This is a genomic window from Zobellella sp. An-6 (assembly GCF_052487945.1).
In genome coordinates, this window is sequence record NZ_CP199259.1 from 245,085 (window position 1) to 261,923 (window position 16,839).

The window sequence follows — 16,839 nt, forward strand, 5'->3', positions numbered from 1 at the left end:
GCGGTCCTTTGCTCTTAACTCGGTCAGGAACGGAACGACTAGAATAAGAGCAGAGCACAGGAGCAGGCCATGACATCACCGACCTCACCGGCCCAGGACGAGCGCGCCCTGGTCCGACGGCACCTTAAACTCGACCATATGAACCAGCTGCAGATAGAGCGGCTGGCGGAGGTGTTCGGCGCCGAGCCGGGCGTGGTCAAGGTGGTGGTGCGCAAGCACTGGCTGGATATCGACTACGACGCCGCCGTGCTGACCCTGGATCGGGTGATCGCCCTGCTGGAGGCTCACGGCGGCGAGCTGTCCCACGACTGGTGGACGGCATTCAAGGCCCACTGGTATCGCCGCCGGGAAGAGAAGCTGCGCGCCCGTCTGGCCCAGGACGACGAGTCGTCCTCCGGTGAACCCTAATCCTCCAGCGCCCGGCGCAGCACGCCCTGGCCCCGTTGCAGCCGGGCCCGGGCCTCGGCCTTGCCCAGCCCCGACAGCAGCATCAGTATCGCCAGCTTGACCTCACGTTCGGCGTCGTCCAGCGCCCGGGCGGCGGTACTTTCGTCCGTGCCGGTGGCCTGCATCACGATGCGGATGGCCCTGGCCTCAAGCTTCTTGTTGCTGGCGTTCAAATCCACCATCAGGTTCTGGTACACCTTGCCCAGGCGGATCATGCTGGCGGTGCTCAGCATGTTGAGCACCAGCTTCTGGGCGGTGCCGGACTTGAGCCGGGTGGAGCCGGTGATCACCTCGGGCCCTACCTCGGGCTCGATGGCGATGGCCGCCTCCCGGCCGATGAGGGAGCCCGGATTGCACGCCAGCGCGACGGTGCCGGCACCCAGGGCACGGGCGTAGCGCAGGCCGCCGAGCACATAGGGGGTGCGGCCGCTGGCGGCGATGCCCACCACCACGTCTTTATCGGACAGGTCGATGTCCCGCAGATCCTGCTCGCCCCGGGCGGCGTCGTCCTCCGCCCCCTCCTGGGCGCGGAACATGGCCGCCTCGCCGCCGGCGATGAGCCCCACCACCATGCCCGCCGGCACGCTGAAGGTGGGTGGGCATTCGGACGCATCCAGCACCCCCAGCCGGCCGCTGGTGCCGGCGCCCAGGTAGACCAGGCGGCCGCCCCGGCGCAAGGCCGCGACGATGAGATCCACGGCGGCGGCGATCTCGGGCAGCACCCGGGCCACCGCCTCCGGCACCCGTTGGTCCTGGGCGTTGATGGTGGTGACGATGTCGAGGGTGCTCTTCAGATCGATATCCAGGGTGTCCGGGTTGCGCCCTTCCGAGGCCAGCCGGGCCAGATCGTTGAGCAGGTCGTGGTGTTGCATGGGGATACCTTCGGGTTCAGCCGGGCAGATGGATGGCGCCCAGTATGGCGGGCCGGCGGGCGCCGGTCACCGCCGGCAGGTTGCCGGCCAGGCCGTGCAGGGTCTGGTGGGCCAGCCAGGCGAAGGCCATGGCTTCCATGGCGTCCATGTCCACCCCGGCGGCGTTGGTGGTGTCCACCCGCCAGCCGGGCAGCTGGGAGGCCAGCCGTTCCAGCAGCAGGGGATTGTGGCCGCCGCCGCCGCACACCAGCAGCTCGCCTGCAGGCCACCGTTGTGCCTCGCGGGCGATGGCGGTGGCGGTGAACTCGGCCAGGGTGGCCTGCACGTCGGCCACCGCCTCGTCGCCGGCGAGGTGCCGGTCCAGCCAGGCTTGGTTGAACAGCTCCCGCCCGGTGCTCTTGGGGGCGGGCAGGGCCAGCCAGGGCTCGGCCATAAAGCGCGACAACAGCTCGGGCAAGACCCGGCCGCGGCGGGCGAGGGCGGCGTCCCGGTCGAAGGGGGCGCCGGTGTGGCGCCGGCACCAGAGATCCATCAGCATGTTGCCGGGGCCGACATCGTAGCCCAGCACCGGCGCCTCGGGCGCCAGCACCGTGATATTGGCGATGCCGCCGATGTTCACCACCAGCCGCACCTTGTCGGTGCCGCCCAGCACCTTCTGATGGAAGGCGGGCACCAGGGGCGCGCCCTGGCCGCCCAGGGCCATGTCCTTGCGGCGAAAGTCGTTGACGGTGGTGATGCCGGTTTCGGCCGCCAGCCGGTTGCCGTCGCCCAGCTGCAGGGAGAAGGGCAGGGGGCCGCCGGGCTGGTGCCAGACGGTCTGGCCGTGGCAGCCGATGGCGCGGATGTCGGCGGCCTGCCGGCCGGATGACGCCAGCAGTTGCAGCACCACGCCGGCATAGGCCCGGCCCAGTTCGGCATCGAGCTCGCCCCATTGCCGGGCGGTGACGGCGCCACCGCCGGCCAGGGCCAGCAGCCGGTCGCGCAGCCCGGGATCGAAGGGGGCCGTGGTGCGTTCAAGCAGGCGGACTCGTTCGCCGTCGGTCTCGACCAGCACGGCGTCGATGCCGTCCAGGCTGGTGCCGGACATGATGCCGATGTAGTTGTCCATGATCACCAGGTGCCGGGAAGCTCTTGCACCGGGCTGACCGGTACGCTGATCACCCCGTTTTCAAAGGGTTGCGGCTCGGGCTCGGCTTCCACCACCGGGGTGGGTTCGGGGGCGGGAGGCGGGGGCGTGGGACTGCCGCCACAGGCGGTAAGCAGCAGCGCCAGGCCGAGCCACAGCGGTTTGTGCATTGCGTATTTCTCCGTGAAAGGCCACTATTTTCAACCCACAAGGTTGCCATAGACCTGCAATAGCCGCCAGCGGGCGGCACAAATAAATGACGAGGGAGCACCATGGCCTACTGGCTGTTCAAGACCGAGCCCGACACCTTTTCCATCGACGATCTGGCCCGGGCCAATACCATCTGGGAGGGGGTGCGCAATTACCAGGCGCGCAACTTCCTGCGTGACGAGGTACAGGAAGGTGACGAAGTGTTCATCTACCATTCCAGCTGCAAGCAGGTGGGCATCGCCGGCATCGGCCGGGTGGTGCGGGCCGGCTTTCCCGACCCCTTCGCCTTCGATCCCGACAGCGCCTATTTCGACCCCAAGTCGAGCCCGGACCAGCCTACCTGGTATGCGGTGGAGCTGACCTTCGAACGCCGCCTGCCGCTGCTGCCGCTGGCGGCGCTGAAGGCCAACCCGGCCCTGGCCGGGATGCCGCTGGTGCAGAAGGGCAGCCGGCTGTCGGTGATGCCGGTCACCCCGGCGCAGTGGCGGGCGATACTGGCGATGGCCTGAGTCAGAGTCCGAACACCCCGGCCAGGTAACGGGCCACGCCGTCTTCGTCGGCGCTCAGGGTGCGTTCGTGGCGGGGCAGGGCGTCCTGCAGCCGGGAATGGGCGTTGGCCATGACCACGCCGCGGCCCACGCCGGACAGCATCTCGTAGTCGTTCATGCCGTCGCCGAAGGCGATCACCCGCTGTAGTGGCATGCCCTTGAGGCCCATCAGCGAGGCCACCGCCGAGCCCTTGTTGACCTCGCCGTGCATCACCTCCAGGCATTGGGGCAGGGAAAAGGTGATGTTGAGCCGGTCGCCGAAGTGGTCCAGCAGCAGTTCTTCCATTTTCAGCAACTGCTGGTGATCGCCGGCGTAGAACACCTTTTCCACCCCCTGCTTGGCGGTGGCGCGCAGATCGGTGAGCCGGTAGCGGAAGTCGCTGTCGGGGCTGAAGTCGAGCATGCCCGGCATTTCTTCCTCCACCAGCCAGTGCTCGCCCCGGTACACGTTGAGGTGTACCCCGGGCAGGCGGAAGCGGCCGACCAGATCCTCCACCATTTCGGCGGGAATGGTCTGGTTGTAGATAAGCTTGTCGTCCGGGTTGTGCACCATGGCGCCGTTGCTGGTGATCAGGCTGACGTTCAGCCCCAGCTTGTCGCGGATGGAGCGTACGTCCACGTAATGGCGGCCGGTGGCGACGATGAATTCGATATCCCGGGCCACCAGCTGGTGCAGCACCTCCCGGGTGTAGTCGGAAACCTGGTGATGGCTGTTGAGCAGGGTGCCGTCGAGATCCGACACTATCACGTTGTACATAGGACTGTCCTGTTGGCTGGGAACGGGCGACCCGTTCAGGAATGTTGTTCGAAGAACGACAATGCCGCTTCCAGTGCTTGCCGGCGCAGCGGGTCCTGCTCGATAAAGAGCTCGTGGGACGCGCCCTCGATCACCAGGGGATGGTCGTCCCGGCAGGATCCCAGGGCCTGGCAGAAGGCCCGCTGCGCCTCGTTGTCGACCACCACGTCGGCGCCGGCCTGCAGGACCAGCAGCGGCGTGGTGATGCGATCGGCCTTGGCAATGGCGTCGTCTCCCGCCATCAGTCCCTGCCGCAGCCATTGCAGGCTGGCCCCGCCCAGCTGCAGGGCCGGTTGTTGCCGGTACAGCTCGCGGAACAGCCGGTAACGGATTTTGCTGTGGGTCAGATCGTTGTCGGCGAAGGCCACCTCCATGTAATCCCCCTGGCCCGGCGCGTAGCAGACCGCCTTGCCCAGCCAGCGGCAGCCGGTCTGCAGCACCGCCACCAGGGCGTCGGCCAGCCAGCGCGGCAGGGGGCCGAGGAAGATGCCCATCATGGGGGAGGAGAGCACTGCCGCCTCCAGCTGCACCCGGGTTTCCGCCAGCCAGAGGGCGGAGACGGTGCCGCCCATGGAGTGGGCCAGCAGGTAGAGGCGCTGCGGTTGCTCCGGCAGCACCTGTTGCTGCACGAACTGCTCCAGATCCTGCACATAGTCGTTGAAATCGCCTACATGGCCCATGTGCCTGTCGGTCAGCAGCCGCGGCGCCAGGCCCTGGCCCCGGTGATCGTAGAGGTAGACATTGTAGCCGTTGCCGAACAGATCCCGCGCCAGCTCCTGGTATTTGAGGTAGGCCTCGGTACGGCCGTTGACCAGGATCACCGCCTTGCCGTGCTCCGCCTTTACCAGCTTGGCGTAGGGCAGGCGCAGGCCGTCGTCGGTGCGGAAGTGGCCTTCGCTCGCGTGTGTCCGCCAGAAGGCCTGCAGGCCGGCCAGCCCCAGCCGGTTCAGTTCGGCTTCGGTGGTCAGGTGCGGCGAGGCGGCGGTGGCGACATTCATAACGAGGCAGATCCCGAGCAAGAGCAGACGAGCGAGCATGGTGGTTGAGGGCAGTTTCCGGGTGGATGGAATGCCGCCCAGTTTATCGTGAAAGCCGGGCAGATAACATCTCTGGCGTGAGGCGTGGCGGCAGGCCGCCCCCAAGCCCCGCACGGTATTCATTTGCGCTGGCGGTGAACCTTGAGCACATTGGGGGTGACCCGGATCTTGCGCATGATGTTGGCCAGGTGGATCCGACTCTTGGTGGTGATCAGCAGCTCTACCACATAGACCCGGCCGTCCTTCTCCTCGGTGCTGATGCTGTGGATATTGGCGCCGGTGGCGGCGATCACGTTGGCCAGCTCGGCCAGGGCCCCTTGGTGGTTGACGATCTCGATGCCGATCTCGGTCTTGAACTCGAAATCGAAGTCCTGCTCCAGATCCCACTGCACCGGCAGGTACTTGTCCGGCTCCTTGGCGTAGCCGCGGATGTTCTTGCACGACTCCAGGTGCACCACCAGGCCCTTGCCCGGGCTGATGTGGGCGACGATGGGATCGCCGGGGATGGGACGGCAGCAGTTGGCGAAGTTGAGCAGCATGTCGTCGGCGCCGCGGATCGGCATCTTCTTCACCGCCCTGTTGCGTTCGGCGGGGATCTCGTCCAACTTGCCCAGCAACCGGCGGGCCACCACCACGCTCATGGCGTTGCCCAGGCCGATGTCGGCCAGCAGGTTGTTGAGGGAACCGTGCTTGGTGTCTTTCAGCACCTGTTCGACGCGTTCGACCGGAATGTCTTCCAGGTTTTTGGCGCCCAGGGCGTGGTTGAGCAGCCGCTTGCCCAGCAGCACCGATTCTTCGGTGCGCAGGTTCTTGAGGAACTGGCGGATCTTGGTGCGGGCGCGGGAGGTGACCACGAAGTTGAGCCAGGCGGCGTTGGGACGGGCGCTGGGGGCGGTGATGATCTCCACGCTCTGGCCCGAATGCAGCGGCTGGCTGAGCGGAAAGGGCTGGCGGTCCACCCGGGCGCCGACGCAGGCGTGGCCGATGTCGGTGTGCACCGCGTAGGCGAAGTCGACCGGGGTGGCGCCGGAGGGCAGCTCCAGGATGCGCCCTTCCGGGGTGAACACGTAGATCTCCTCGGGGAAGAGATCGGTCTTGACCCCTTCGATAAACTCGAAGGAGGAGCCGGCGCTCTGCTGCAGCTCCAGCAGGCTCTGCATCCAGCGCTGGGCCCGCACCTGGGCGGTGGTGCCGGAGATCTCGCCGTCCTGCTTGTAGGCCCAGTGGGCCGCCACCCCCTTGTCGGCCATCTGATCCATGTACTCGGTGCGGATCTGCACTTCTACCGGCACCCCGTGCGGCCCCACCAGGGAAGTGTGCAGCGACTGGTAGCCGTTGGTCTTGGGAATGGCGATGTAGTCCTTGAACCGGCCGGGACGGGGCTTGTACAGGGTGTGCATCTGGCCCAGCACCCGGTAGCAGGTGTCGATGTCCTTGACGATCACCCGGAAGGCGTAGATGTCCATCACCTCGTGGAACTGCAGCTCCTTCTTCACCATCTTGTTGTAGATGGAGAACAGGTTTTTCTCCCGGCCCTTGACCAGGGCCTCGATGCGGGCGTCGTCCAGCCGGCCCTTGATCTCCTCCAGAATGGACTGGATGATCTCGCGCCGGTTGCCCCTGGCCCGGCGCACCGACTCGCGCAGCACCCGGGTGCGCATGGGATAGAGGGCTTCCAGGCCCAGCTCTTCCAGCTCGTTCTTGATGCTGTGGATGCCGAGACGGTTGGCGATGGGGGCGTAGATCTCGAGGGTTTCCCGCGCGATGCGGCGGCGCTTGTCCGGGCGCAGGGCGCCCAGGGTGCGCATGTTGTGGGTGCGGTCGGCCAGCTTGATCAGGATGACCCTGATGTCCTGGGTCATGGCCAGCACCATCTTGCGGAAGTTCTCGGTCTGGGCTTCCTTGCGATCCCGGAACTTGAGCTTGTCGAGCTTGGAGACCCCTTCCACCAGGTCCGCCACCGGCTTGCCGAACTGGTGTTCGAGCAGCTCCTTGGTGACCGGGGTGTCTTCGATCACGTCGTGCAGCAGGGCGGCCATCAGGGTTTCGTGGTCCAGGTGCATCTCGCCCAGGATGCGGGCCACCGCCACCGGGTGGGTGATATAGGGCTCGCCGCTGGAACGGGTCTGGCCCTGGTGGGCATCCCGGGCCAGGATATAGGCGGCCTTCAGCTGTTCAACCTGCTCGGCCGGCAGGTAGCTGGAGGCCAACTCCTTGAGTGATTCAAACAGATACAATCTATCTATACCCCGACAGTCAACGCCGTTTACGCAGTCCAGAGATGAGGCCCGCTCAGGCCGGGAACGGGCCCGCGGCGCGGGCCTGAAAGGCAAAGCTGCGTGTTAGCTGCGGCCTTCGGCGATGGCAGCCACGGCGGCCAGTTCGGCGGCTTCCAGCTCCTGCTGCTCCTGGCGGTCCTGCACGTCCATCACGGCGTGGTTGACCAGGCCGTCTTCGATTTCGCGCAGGGCGATCACGGTAGGCTTGTCGTTCTCTTCATCGACCAGCGGCTCCTTGCCCTGGGTGGCCAGTTGGCGGGCGCGGCGGGCGGCAACCAGGACCAGATCGAAGCGGTTGCCAATCTGTTCTACAGCATCTTCAACAGTAACGCGGGCCATAACGGACTCCAATGATTAAAAAAGGTGCAAAATTCTAATGGATCTTAGCTTATTCCGCCAGTAGCCGGGAAAGCAAGTCCTGGTAACGGGCCGCCTGCTTGCCGGTGTTGGCGCGCTCGGCCTCGATGATGGCACTGAGCTGGTTCAGGGCGTGCTCGAAGGTGTCGTTGACCAGCAGGTAGTCGTATTCGTCGTAATGGGACATTTCCGATACCGCCTTGGCCATGCGCGCCTGGATCACCTCGGCGCTGTCCTGCTGGCGGGCGTTGAGCCGGCGCTCCAGCTCTTCCCGGCTGGGCGGCAGGATGAAGATGGACTTGGCGCTGGGGGACTGCTCCCGGATCTGGCGGGCGCCCTGCCAGTCGATGTCGAGCAGGATATCGATGCCCTGGGCCAGTTGCTGATCTATCCACTCGCGGGAGGTGCCGTAGTAGTTGCCGAACACTTCGGCCCATTCGTAGAAGGCGCCCCGGGCGATCAGCTGTTCGAACCTGACCCTGTCCACGAAGTGGTAGTGCACTCCGTCTTCTTCGCCCGGGCGCATGGTTCTGGTGGTGTGGGAGACCGATACCTGCAGCCGGCCGTCGGCGCTGGGGCGCTCGAGCAGGGCCTTGATCAGGCTGGACTTGCCCGCGCCGCTAGGGGAGGAAATGATAAAGAGGGTACCGATGTGCGCCATAGTCTCTGCCCGTTCGAGGTTGTCTGCCAGCGCCGAGCATGGCGGCTGGAATCAGGGGCGGCAAAGCTTACCAGAAGCCGGCGGATAAAAAAATGGCCGTTGTAAACACAACGGCCAGTCAAAAATAACTATAGCTTGCTGCGGAAGTGCCCTCCACGCAGATTTCATTATGATCAGGTGACCGCTTCGGCTCTATCAGTTTTTACCTGCCAAAAACATCGTAAATACCGAATTATTATGCGTGCCAGCCGGGGCCGGGGCTCGGCTGTTGCCGCTGCTTGACCGGCACCCGGACTCAGCACTGGAACACCATTACCTTGTCCCGCAGCCGGCCGACCTGTTGGCTCAGGTGCTGGCTGGCGACGGCGGCCTGCTGCGCCATGGTGCTGGCCCGGGCGCCCTGTTCGGCCAGGTGCTGCAGCCCCTCGTGGATCTGGCCGATGGCGTCCTGCTGGGCCCGGGTGCCGGTGCTCATGCTGCTGTTGATGGCGAACACTTCCTCCAGGCGCCGGCTCATCTGCCGCAACTGCTCCCGGGTGCTGGTCAGGCTGGCCAGGCCGTGCTGGCTGCTGCCGGCGCTGATCTCCATCTGCTCGGCCACCTGGGCGCCGGCGTTGCGCAGGTTGTCGATCATGTTCTGGATCTCGGTGGTGGAGCTCTGGGTGCGCTGGGCCAGCTGGCGCACCTCGTCGGCGACCACGGCGAAGCCCCGGCCGTGCTCGCCGGCCCGCGCCGCCTCGATGGCGGCGTTGAGCGCCAGCAGGTTGGTCTGATCCGAGATGCTGCGGATCACCTCCAGCACGTGCAGTATGTCGTCGCTGTGGCGGCGCAGGGCTTCCATCCGTGCCTTGGCATCCAGCATGTCCTGCTCCAGCCGGCCGATGGCGCCGTAGCTCTGCTCCAGCTGCCGCTCCGCCGCATCCAGCACGGCGCTGCCTTCTTCCGAGTAACGGCCGGCCTCGCCGGCGTTGGCGGCGATGTCGGCCACCTGGGTGGTGATGCCGTGCATGACCCGGGTGATCTGCTCGAGTGCCGACTGCTGCTGATGGAAGGAGTCACTCGCTTCCCGGGCCCCGCCGTGCAACTGCTCCACCACCACTTCGGTTTCGTCGCTGACATGGCGGACTTCGCTCAGGGTCTGGCGCAGCTTGTCCATCAGCAGGTTCAGCTGCCGGCACAGGTGGCCGATTTCGGCCTGATCCCGGGTTTCGAAGCGTACCCGCAGGTCCAGGCTGTCGGCGGTGTCGCTGATCTGGCGGCGCAACGAGGCCAGGGGGGCAATCAGGGCACCGGCCATGGGATAGAGCAGCACCAGCCCGAGGCACAGCAGCAGGCCGGCGATGCCCAGGGTGGTCAGCTGGTTGCGGCGGATTTCGCCCAGGATGTCGGCGGTGGGCACTTCGGCCACCAGGAAACGTTGCAGGGCGGGCATCCAGATGGCGCCGATGAATTTTTCTTCCCCTTGCCAGTGCAGGCGGAGGATACGGCCCTGCTCGCTCTTGCCGGACAGCAGCCCGGCCAACTCGGGCTGGCTGCCCAGGTCGAGCCTTCCGGCCTGGCTCATGTCCGGATGGATGTCGACCAGACCGGAAGGCTGCACCAGCATCACCTGGCCGCCGGCCCCGATGCGAAACTCCCGGATAAGGGCGCCGAGCTGACTCATGTTCATGGCGCCGCCGGCCACGTTCAGCGGTTGTCCCGCCGAATTGGTGCGGCGGCTGCGCAAGTTGACGAACATCAGCAATTGCTCGTCGCTGAAGGCGTTGGTATCCAGGTTCAGCTCGAAGGGCCGACCGCCGTTCAGGTAACTGAAGTACCAGGCGTCGTCGGGATTGTCGGCGGACATCCGTCGCCAGTCGAGCTTGCCGTCTTCGTAGTGGTGGTAACGCACCTCCCGGCCGTCGTTGGTGGCCATGAACACCGCCGTGGCCTGCAGCGAGTCCTGCACCTGGGCCAGGACCGCCTGCATCTGCGGCAGTTGCTCCACAGGGGCGCCGGCGGCAATCCAGTCCAGGACAAAGGGGCTTTTGGCCAGGGCTTCGGAGCCGGCGATGACGGTATTCAGCCGGGCCTGAACCTGGGCCGCGATGGCCGAGAGCGCGGTGGGCAGTTCGTCGTGCTGCAGCCGGGACAGCCGGTCCCGGCCGTTGAGGGTGGACTGCAGTATCACCACCAGCAGGACGAGAACGGCCAGCAGCAGGGCCGTGGCGATAAACAGGCGGGTGCGCATGCCGAGGCGATGCCAGCGGTTCATATTCTTCTCCCTAAGATGCGCCGGCCTGCGTTCGTTGCCGGCGGTGCTCTACGTTATTGGTTGTTAGTTTTTTTTTGGTGCGTGCGGTGACGGTTCGGGTAAGGGCGTCGTGCTCCGGCGAGACTGGGATGGAATCAGCTTAATGCCGTTTTGAGTCCCTTTGCCAGCGTCGGCGAGGCCTTCACCGATAAATAGCAGGAAATGTTGAAGATATTGTGTCGTACACCAATAAATCGCGGGATATATGGAAAATATCATGGCGAATGGCGGGCGCGAGGGGCCGTGATATTTTAAATGCACCTTATCCGTGATCCCGATCAAGGGCGAACCCGGGGCTTTATGCGGCAATGGATGCCTGTCTGGCGCTTGATACCGGCATGCTGCCGCCGGTGGTGACAAGAAGGAGCCACAATGGCCGATAAACCCCAAAGTGACTGGGATCCCAGGGCCGAAGCCGTGCTGCAGGATCAGATCGCCGCCTATGATGAGTTGCGCCGGCGATGTCCCGTTGCCTACAGCGACTATCTGCAATGGTCGGTGTTCGGCCACCGGGAGGTGCGTCGCATCCTCGAGGAGCACCACGGTTTCAGCAATGCCGTATCCCGCCATCTGTCCGTGCCAAACGGCATGGATCCGCCGGAGCATGGCCGGTACCGGCGGCTGATCGAGCCTTACTTCGATGAAAACCGCATGGCGGCCTTCGAGCCGGCCTGCCGGGCACTGGCCCGTCGTCTGGTCGCTGCCCTGCCCTGGGGGGAGTGCGAGATGGTAGCAGGCCTGGCCCAGCCGTTCTCGCTGCAGGTACAATGCGCCTTTCTCGGCTGGCCGACCTCGTTGCACGAGCCGCTGCGTCAGTGGACCCTGAACCACCAGCGGGCGACCCTGGCCGGCGACCGGGCCCAACTGGCGGCGGTGGCAACCGAGTTCGACGGTTATATCCGCACCCTGCTGGCGGAGCGCAGAGCGCTGGGCGCCGAGGCCCCGGACGATCTGACCACCGCCCTGCTGCGGGAGCGGGTATCGGGGCGGCCGCTGACCGACGAGGAACTGGTCAGCCTGCTGCGTAACTGGACGGTGGGCGAACTCGGCACCATCACCGCCAGCATCGGCATCCTGATCCACTATCTGGCCGAGCATGGCGAGGTGCAGCGGCAATTGCGCCAGGATGCCTCGCTGCTGCCCGCCGCCATCGACGAGATCCTGCGCATTCATGCACCCTTGATCAGCAACCGCCGGGTGACCACCAGGGAAGTCGAGGTGGGGGGCCGAACGCTGGCGGCGGGCGAGCGGATTTCCATCATCTGGGCGTCGGCCAACCGGGATGAGGCGGTGTTCGGCGATCCGGACGAGTTCCGCCTGGATCGGGATCCGGCGGACAACCTGCTCTATGGCGCCGGCATCCACGTCTGCCCGGGGGCGCCCCTGGCCAGGCTGGAATTGCGGCTGGTACTGGAGGCGCTGCTGCAGGCGAGCGACGGGTGGTTTTTGCCTTCCGGACGAGAGCCGGTCAGGGCCCGCTACCCGGGCAGCGGTTTCAGCACCCTTTGGGTCGGACTGGAATAAGCCGCTCCGGGCGACCGGAGCGGGGGGTTACTGTTGCGGGGGCTCCTGGCGGACCACGCTCACCTTGTGCTGCTCCTTGGTCCACTTGCCCTGGGGCTTGTCGATGTACTGGAAATACTCGTTGGTGAAACTGCCCTGGCTGCAGGTGTAGCGATAGAAGGTGGTGGGCACCTGACGGTGATCCAGTACTTGGTTGAATACCCCCGGTCCGGTCAGGTTGTAGACCCCTTCGATGGTGTTTTCCCGAATGTTTTGCAGCACTCGGGCGATCAGCCTTTCCATGTTGGGGTTGTCCGGCCGGCTGGCGATAAAGTAATTGGTCAGTTCGTCACCCTTGCGGATGATGTACAGCTCCTGATGATCCGGCTTGATGATAAAACCGAGCGGCCACACCGCGTGGGCGTCGATATCCAGGTAGACGCCACCGTGTTTTTGCAGTACCAACAGCCGCCAGAAGTCGGCCTGGGCGGCCCCGATCTGCAGCCTGGAATACTGCTCAAAAATCTCTTCCGGGTAATTGGCCCTGATAAAGTCGGCCCGGGCTTCGGTGATCATGAAGCGGTACTCGAAGGTGGGCGAGATCAGCCGGTTGAACAGGTAGTTGAGGTAGACCGGCAGGGTCACCTTGTTGGTGAAGTTGGTCTGCCAGATGATGCGCGGTATCGGCCTGTCCTTGCCCTTCAGCAGGGCACCGGCGCGCTCCGGCAGGGTAAAGCGTTGGTCGGGGAAAAGGGCATGGAAGCCGTAGCACAGCACCTTGGTGATGTTGGCGAACAGCTTGATCAGGCGGCTGGTCAGCAGGATATGGGCCTTCACGGAGACTCCTTTAGTGGATCGGGTAGAGTGCCGAACCCATAGTAGCATGGCTTGATGAGCGGACCGAAGCCGATGAGTGGCGGTGGAGAGCGCCATATTCGGCGCAGCCAATTTTGGTTGAGTTGCCGCCAGTTCGGGCGGTGGGCTGCATAGCGGAGCCAAGGCGGGTTATCAGGAGGCTTCTGCTGCTAGATCAGAGAGTTGGACGATATTAATTATCATTTATTAAAGACGTTAGACTCATTTGTTTCTCTTGGTTGAATATCCTTTTTTATTTTTAATTCCTGAATTTACATTCCTTTTTCTTCCTGGTTTATAGGTTTTTTGTCCAGTTCTCTGCCGTTTGTGCATTCTTGTTTGTTGCGGCGCAAAAAAGAGCCGCTAGCACAAAGTGCGAAGAAAGCACGGATTAAATTGTATCGACGGCCAAGCCCCACTTTCTTGCCGACTCTACTAGACTAGTTTTACACAAGTTCGATAAGGATTTCGACTTGAATGAACAATATAACCTTGGCCATCCGCCACCTGCCTCGGGAGCTCCGGCTGCTCAGCCATGGTGGCCTGTACTGGCTGGCGGTTGAACATACCGCCGATGCCGAAATGCTGGCCAGGCAGTGCTTGGAAGCGCTGCCTGCCGGCCAGCCCAGCACCCTGATCTGTGCCGATATGCCGGTAGCGGGGCTGCTGGCGCCGCTGGCGTCGGACGCGGGCCCGGCACAACTGCGGTTGTTTGAGCTGGAAACGGGCCAGATCACCCTGGCACTGCGGCACTTTGTCTCCGAGCTCAAGCGGCTGGGCGGCGTGCGCGACGGGGTTATCCTGTTCATGCTGCCCGCCTCGGCCTGGCGTGTGTTCGGCCCCGATGCGGTGATCCGCTGGGCCACGGAGCTCAACGAGTGGCTGCGCAAACAGCATGCCAAGCTGCTCCTGCTCAGCCACGGACCCGGCTGGGAAGAGCAGCACGCCGCGCTGCCGGCGATGGCTCGACACGTCACCGGCCTGAGCCGTCTCTACCGCCGGGAGGGCGATGTCTTCTTTCATCTCTACCATCTGCACAATGCGCTGGGCATGCACCTTGCCCAGTGTCATAAGCTCGATCTCCGGCAGAGGGCTTTTGCCGTGGACGATGCTTCCCCGTTCGTTCCCGAATTCGTCCAGGCCGAGGACAGGGAGCGCTGCCTGATCCTGCGCACCGCCCTGGAGGGACTGCCGCGGCTGTCCCCTAACTGGTCGATATTCGATACCCCGGCGGCGCTATGGTCGGCGGCGGCCGATGCCAGGGCAGCCACGCTGGTCCTGGCCATCGACGACAACCGGCAGGTCGAGGCGCTGGCACGGCAGCTCCATGCCGCGCGCTCCAGCTGCGGCAAGGCCCTGAAAATCGCGGTCCGCGAGCTGAGTGCCTGTTTGCGCCATAACGAGCGGCAGCTGCTGCTGGCCTGCGGCGCCAATATGATCATTCCCAGCCGGACGCCCGCGGAGCACTTCCTTATTTTGATCGACGGCCTACAAGGCCAGCTCTGGTTCAGGACGAGCGCTGCCGACGTCGAGAGCCTGGTGGGGCGCCTGCGAACCCCCCGGGTTCGTGGTCTGCTCAGCCCGCGGGATTTCCTGCGCCAGGTCGACGAGTTGTACCAGACCCGGGTGACGGAAATCTGCCACCAGCTGCTCGAGCTGCCCATCCGGCGCATGCTGACCGTGGAGCAGTGCCTGGGGCAGTTGAGCCTGAGCCGTTTTGGGGACATGGCCTGTGTCCTGGACGACCATCTCTACCTGCTCCTGTTTACCTGCCGGAGCGACGGGCTGGACGCGGCGCTGGCGCACATCTGCCGGCTGCCCTGGCAGGATCTGTTCAGCGATCGCCGGTCGCTGGAGAGTCCCGATGCCTTGCCGAGGGCCGCCCTGGAGCAGGCCACGGCGGTGCCCGTTTTCGATGACAATGGCGATGCGAATGAATCCGCATCCTTTGCATACAGTCCGGTAACGAAGCTCACTCCCAAGCGCGTCACCCTCAAAAGAGCGATCTAACAGCATGATGTACCAGGAAATCATCCAAGTCGCCGCCCTCAGTAGCCTGCTGACCCTGGCACTGGTTGTGGTGCTGTGGTGGGGGGGGAGGCGGCTCCTGAACTGGTGCCGCCGCCGCCTCTCCCCCCGCTACCTGAAGGCGCGCGGCGTCAGGGTGACTCGCGGCGGCACGGCAGTGAAAGGGGGGCAGGATGCACCACGGTGAGCCCGCTGCGGCACCGGGCCGGCCAGGTGGCTGGAGCGGTCTCGGCGCCTGGAATCTCTATTTCTTGCTCAAGCTGGCGCTGTTCTGGCTGGGTTACCTGAATCTGCAGCCGCTTCCCAACCTGGTGCTTGCCGCCGTGTTGTTGTTCCCCCTGGGCCCTCGGTCGCTGCGGATGCTGCGCAATCTGATCGCCATCCCCGTCGCGATAGCCCTGCTCTACCAGGACACCTGGTTCCCCCCCTTCACCCGGCTGCTTAACCAGCCCGGAGTGCTCGATTTCAGCGGCCTCTATCTGCTGGAGCTGCTGGGGCGTTTTATCAACTGGCAGCTGTGCGGCCTGCTGTTGTTGCTGCTGCTGGCCTATATCTACCTCCGACAGTGGCTGCGGCTGACCACCCTCAGCCTGCTCGGCCTGGCCTGGCTGGGGATCCAGCCGGTACTGGAGATGGCGCAACCGGTGGCCGTGGCGCAGGTGGGTACAGAGGCGTCCGAGCCCGTGGTGCGGGCGAATGCCGAGCCGGACAGCCCGATGCTCGACGGCTACCTGCAGGACTTCTATCGCCGGGAAGCGGAACGGAGCGTGGATTTGGGGACGACAACGGCACCGCAAGCCCCTTTTGATCTGGTGATTATCAATATCTGCTCCATGGCCTGGGACGATCTCGAGGCCGTGGGGCTCAGGGATAACCGTTTGCTGCAGCAGATGGACGTGGTGTTCGATAATTTCAACTCGGCGACCTCTTACAGCGGCCCGGCCGCCATTCGCCTGTTGCGTGCCAGCTGTGGACAAGGCGCGCACGACAGCCTGTATAAAGAGGCCCCCGCCCAGTGCCTGCTGATGGATCAGCTGCAGAGCCTGGGCTATAGCAGCGAGGCGCTGCTCAATCATAACGGGCAGTTCGACAACTTCATCGGCGATATTCGGTCTCAGGGCCGGCTGCCGGTGGCGGCGCTCGATACCAGGGGACTGCAACGTTCGGTGATAGGATTCGACAGCTCGCCGATCTGGCGTGATCGAGACGTGCTCGGTGGCTGGTGGCAACGACGGCTCGACAGGGAAGATGCCAGGGTAGCCATGTTCTACAACACCACCACCCTGCACGATGGCAACCGCACCGTATTGCCGGACGGCGGCACTCGCCGGGGTGATTACGGGGAACTGGCGAGCCGGCTCATCGATGACTTGACGGCCTTCTTCGAGCAACTGGAGCGCAGCCAGCGCCGGGTGGTGGTGGTGGTGGTGCCCGAACACGGTGCCGGTCTGCACGGCGACCGGATGCAGATAGCCGGCATGCGTGAAATTCCCAGTCCCTCCATTACCCATGTTCCCGTTGGCATCAGGCTGTTTGGCATGGGTGTAGAACGTGGCCCTGCGCCGCTGCGGGTGAGCGAGCCCAGCAGCTACCTGGCCCTGTCGGCCTTTATTGCCCGGCTGCATGAACGGCCGCATGGCGTCGCCGACGACCCCGCGCTGCCCGTATTGCTCGCCGACCTGCCCGTGACGCCCTGGGTGGCGGAGAACGCCGGTACCGTGGTCCTCGACTATGACGGCACACCCTATGTCCGCCTGAAGGAGAAAGGAATATGGCTACCCTATCCGGCCCGTTTCAAGTAACCCCGCGCAGCCGTGCGCGGGCTCG

16 protein-coding genes are annotated in these 16,839 nt (G+C 64.7%); 6 read left to right on the plus strand and 10 right to left on the minus strand.

Annotation, left to right across the window (positions count from 1 at the left end):
* Positions 1 to 69 precede the first annotated feature (69 nt).
* Positions 70 to 408 (plus strand): hypothetical protein, encoded by a 339-nt coding sequence (locus tag ACT7DK_RS01085; RefSeq protein WP_445395473.1) that lies wholly within the window; start codon positions 70 to 72, stop codon positions 406 to 408.
* Here ACT7DK_RS01085 and murQ read toward each other — a convergent pair.
* Genes murQ through ACT7DK_RS01100 form a run of 3 tightly spaced genes read right to left on the minus strand, consistent with a single transcriptional unit; the run spans position 405 to position 2,615 of the window.
* A complete protein-coding gene (gene murQ, locus ACT7DK_RS01090; protein ID WP_445395475.1) occupies positions 405 to 1,319 on the minus strand; it encodes an N-acetylmuramic acid 6-phosphate etherase in 915 nt (304 codons plus the stop codon). The two genes, ACT7DK_RS01085 and murQ, sit on opposite strands and share 4 nt — an antisense overlap.
* Positions 1,320 to 1,335: 16 nt before the next feature.
* Positions 1,336 to 2,427 carry an anhydro-N-acetylmuramic acid kinase gene (locus tag ACT7DK_RS01095; protein WP_445395477.1) on the minus strand — a complete coding sequence of 364 codons (1,092 nt, stop codon included), beginning with the start codon at positions 2,425 to 2,427 and terminating at the stop codon, positions 1,336 to 1,338.
* 2 nt (positions 2,428 to 2,429) lie between these two features.
* Entirely contained in the window at positions 2,430 to 2,615 is a 186-nt protein-coding gene (locus ACT7DK_RS01100; protein WP_445395479.1) for a hypothetical protein, read from the minus strand.
* Between the two features lie 102 nt (positions 2,616 to 2,717).
* On the opposite strand from ACT7DK_RS01100, the gene ACT7DK_RS01105 reads away from it, so the two are divergent.
* Complete coding sequence (locus ACT7DK_RS01105) at positions 2,718 to 3,164, plus strand: EVE domain-containing protein (protein WP_445395481.1); 447 nt, start codon at positions 2,718 to 2,720, stop codon at positions 3,162 to 3,164.
* 1 nt (position 3,165) lies between these two features.
* Here the strand turns inward: ACT7DK_RS01105 and ACT7DK_RS01110 are convergent, their stop codons facing one another.
* The 6 genes from ACT7DK_RS01110 to ACT7DK_RS01135 form a co-directional block, all read right to left on the minus strand.
* Positions 3,166 to 3,960, minus strand: coding sequence for a Cof-type HAD-IIB family hydrolase (locus ACT7DK_RS01110; protein ID WP_445395483.1), 795 nt, complete (start codon positions 3,958 to 3,960; stop codon positions 3,166 to 3,168).
* Positions 3,961 to 3,995: 35 nt separating this feature from the next.
* Positions 3,996 to 4,997 carry an alpha/beta fold hydrolase gene (locus ACT7DK_RS01115; RefSeq protein WP_445395485.1) on the minus strand — a complete coding sequence of 334 codons (1,002 nt, stop codon included), beginning with the start codon at positions 4,995 to 4,997 and terminating at the stop codon, positions 3,996 to 3,998.
* Between the two features lie 158 nt (positions 4,998 to 5,155).
* The gene (spoT, locus tag ACT7DK_RS01120) at positions 5,156 to 7,273 is read right to left on the minus strand and encodes a bifunctional GTP diphosphokinase/guanosine-3',5'-bis pyrophosphate 3'-pyrophosphohydrolase (RefSeq protein ID WP_445395487.1); all 2,118 of its coding nucleotides are present in this window, start codon (positions 7,271 to 7,273) and stop codon (positions 5,156 to 5,158) included.
* Between the two features lie 105 nt (positions 7,274 to 7,378).
* Positions 7,379 to 7,654: a DNA-directed RNA polymerase subunit omega gene (rpoZ, locus tag ACT7DK_RS01125; RefSeq protein WP_445395489.1), complete on the minus strand. Its 276-nt coding sequence runs from the start codon at positions 7,652 to 7,654 to the stop codon at positions 7,379 to 7,381.
* Between the two features lie 49 nt (positions 7,655 to 7,703).
* Positions 7,704 to 8,333, minus strand: coding sequence for a guanylate kinase (gmk, locus tag ACT7DK_RS01130; protein WP_445395491.1), 630 nt, complete (start codon positions 8,331 to 8,333; stop codon positions 7,704 to 7,706).
* Positions 8,334 to 8,628: 295 nt separating this feature from the next.
* Positions 8,629 to 10,587, minus strand: a complete 1,959-nt coding sequence (locus ACT7DK_RS01135) for a methyl-accepting chemotaxis protein (protein ID WP_445395493.1) — start codon at positions 10,585 to 10,587, stop codon at positions 8,629 to 8,631.
* Positions 10,588 to 10,998: 411 nt separating this feature from the next.
* Here ACT7DK_RS01135 and ACT7DK_RS01140 point away from each other — a divergent pair, with 411 nt between their 5' ends.
* Positions 10,999 to 12,150 carry a cytochrome P450 gene (locus ACT7DK_RS01140; RefSeq protein ID WP_445395495.1) on the plus strand — a complete coding sequence of 384 codons (1,152 nt, stop codon included), beginning with the start codon at positions 10,999 to 11,001 and terminating at the stop codon, positions 12,148 to 12,150.
* A 27-nt stretch (positions 12,151 to 12,177) separates the two neighbouring features.
* Here the strand turns inward: ACT7DK_RS01140 and ACT7DK_RS01145 are convergent, their stop codons facing one another.
* On the minus strand, positions 12,178 to 12,966 hold the full coding sequence (locus ACT7DK_RS01145) for a glycosyltransferase family 32 protein (protein WP_445395497.1): 789 nt from the start codon (positions 12,964 to 12,966) through the stop codon (positions 12,178 to 12,180).
* Positions 12,967 to 13,461: 495 nt separating this feature from the next.
* Here ACT7DK_RS01145 and ACT7DK_RS01150 point away from each other — a divergent pair, with 495 nt between their 5' ends.
* The 3 genes from ACT7DK_RS01150 to bcsG are packed head-to-tail and all read left to right on the plus strand — an operon-like array spanning position 13,462 to position 16,814.
* Positions 13,462 to 14,994, plus strand: coding sequence for a BcsE family c-di-GMP-binding protein (locus ACT7DK_RS01150; RefSeq protein ID WP_445395499.1), 1,533 nt, complete (start codon positions 13,462 to 13,464; stop codon positions 14,992 to 14,994).
* Between the two features lie 7 nt (positions 14,995 to 15,001).
* On the plus strand, positions 15,002 to 15,199 hold the full coding sequence (gene bcsF, locus ACT7DK_RS01155; protein WP_445402247.1) for a cellulose biosynthesis protein BcsF: 198 nt from the start codon (positions 15,002 to 15,004) through the stop codon (positions 15,197 to 15,199).
* On the plus strand, positions 15,186 to 16,814 hold the full coding sequence (bcsG, locus tag ACT7DK_RS01160) for a cellulose biosynthesis protein BcsG (protein ID WP_445395501.1): 1,629 nt from the start codon (positions 15,186 to 15,188) through the stop codon (positions 16,812 to 16,814). The genes bcsF and bcsG overlap by 14 nt, the downstream gene beginning before the upstream one ends.
* The last annotated feature ends 25 nt before the right edge of the window (positions 16,815 to 16,839 follow it).

Coding starts and splice junctions, on each gene's coding strand:
- ACT7DK_RS01085 (WP_445395473.1), top strand. CDS start 70: ATGACATCACCGACCTCACCGGCCCAGGACGAGCGCGCCCTGGTCCGA.
- murQ (WP_445395475.1), bottom strand. CDS start 1,319: ATGCAACACCACGACCTGCTCAACGATCTGGCCCGGCTGGCCTCGGAA.
- ACT7DK_RS01095 (WP_445395477.1), bottom strand. CDS start 2,427: ATGGACAACTACATCGGCATCATGTCCGGCACCAGCCTGGACGGCATC.
- ACT7DK_RS01100 (WP_445395479.1), bottom strand. CDS start 2,615: ATGCACAAACCGCTGTGGCTCGGCCTGGCGCTGCTGCTTACCGCCTGT.
- ACT7DK_RS01105 (WP_445395481.1), top strand. CDS start 2,718: ATGGCCTACTGGCTGTTCAAGACCGAGCCCGACACCTTTTCCATCGAC.
- ACT7DK_RS01110 (WP_445395483.1), bottom strand. CDS start 3,960: ATGTACAACGTGATAGTGTCGGATCTCGACGGCACCCTGCTCAACAGC.
- ACT7DK_RS01115 (WP_445395485.1), bottom strand. CDS start 4,997: ATGAATGTCGCCACCGCCGCCTCGCCGCACCTGACCACCGAAGCCGAA.
- rpoZ (WP_445395489.1), bottom strand. CDS start 7,654: ATGGCCCGCGTTACTGTTGAAGATGCTGTAGAACAGATTGGCAACCGC.
- gmk (WP_445395491.1), bottom strand. CDS start 8,333: ATGGCGCACATCGGTACCCTCTTTATCATTTCCTCCCCTAGCGGCGCG.
- ACT7DK_RS01135 (WP_445395493.1), bottom strand. CDS start 10,587: ATGAACCGCTGGCATCGCCTCGGCATGCGCACCCGCCTGTTTATCGCC.
- ACT7DK_RS01140 (WP_445395495.1), top strand. CDS start 10,999: ATGGCCGATAAACCCCAAAGTGACTGGGATCCCAGGGCCGAAGCCGTG.
- ACT7DK_RS01150 (WP_445395499.1), top strand. CDS start 13,462: ATGAACAATATAACCTTGGCCATCCGCCACCTGCCTCGGGAGCTCCGG.
- bcsF (WP_445402247.1), top strand. CDS start 15,002: ATGTACCAGGAAATCATCCAAGTCGCCGCCCTCAGTAGCCTGCTGACC.
- bcsG (WP_445395501.1), top strand. CDS start 15,186: ATGCACCACGGTGAGCCCGCTGCGGCACCGGGCCGGCCAGGTGGCTGG.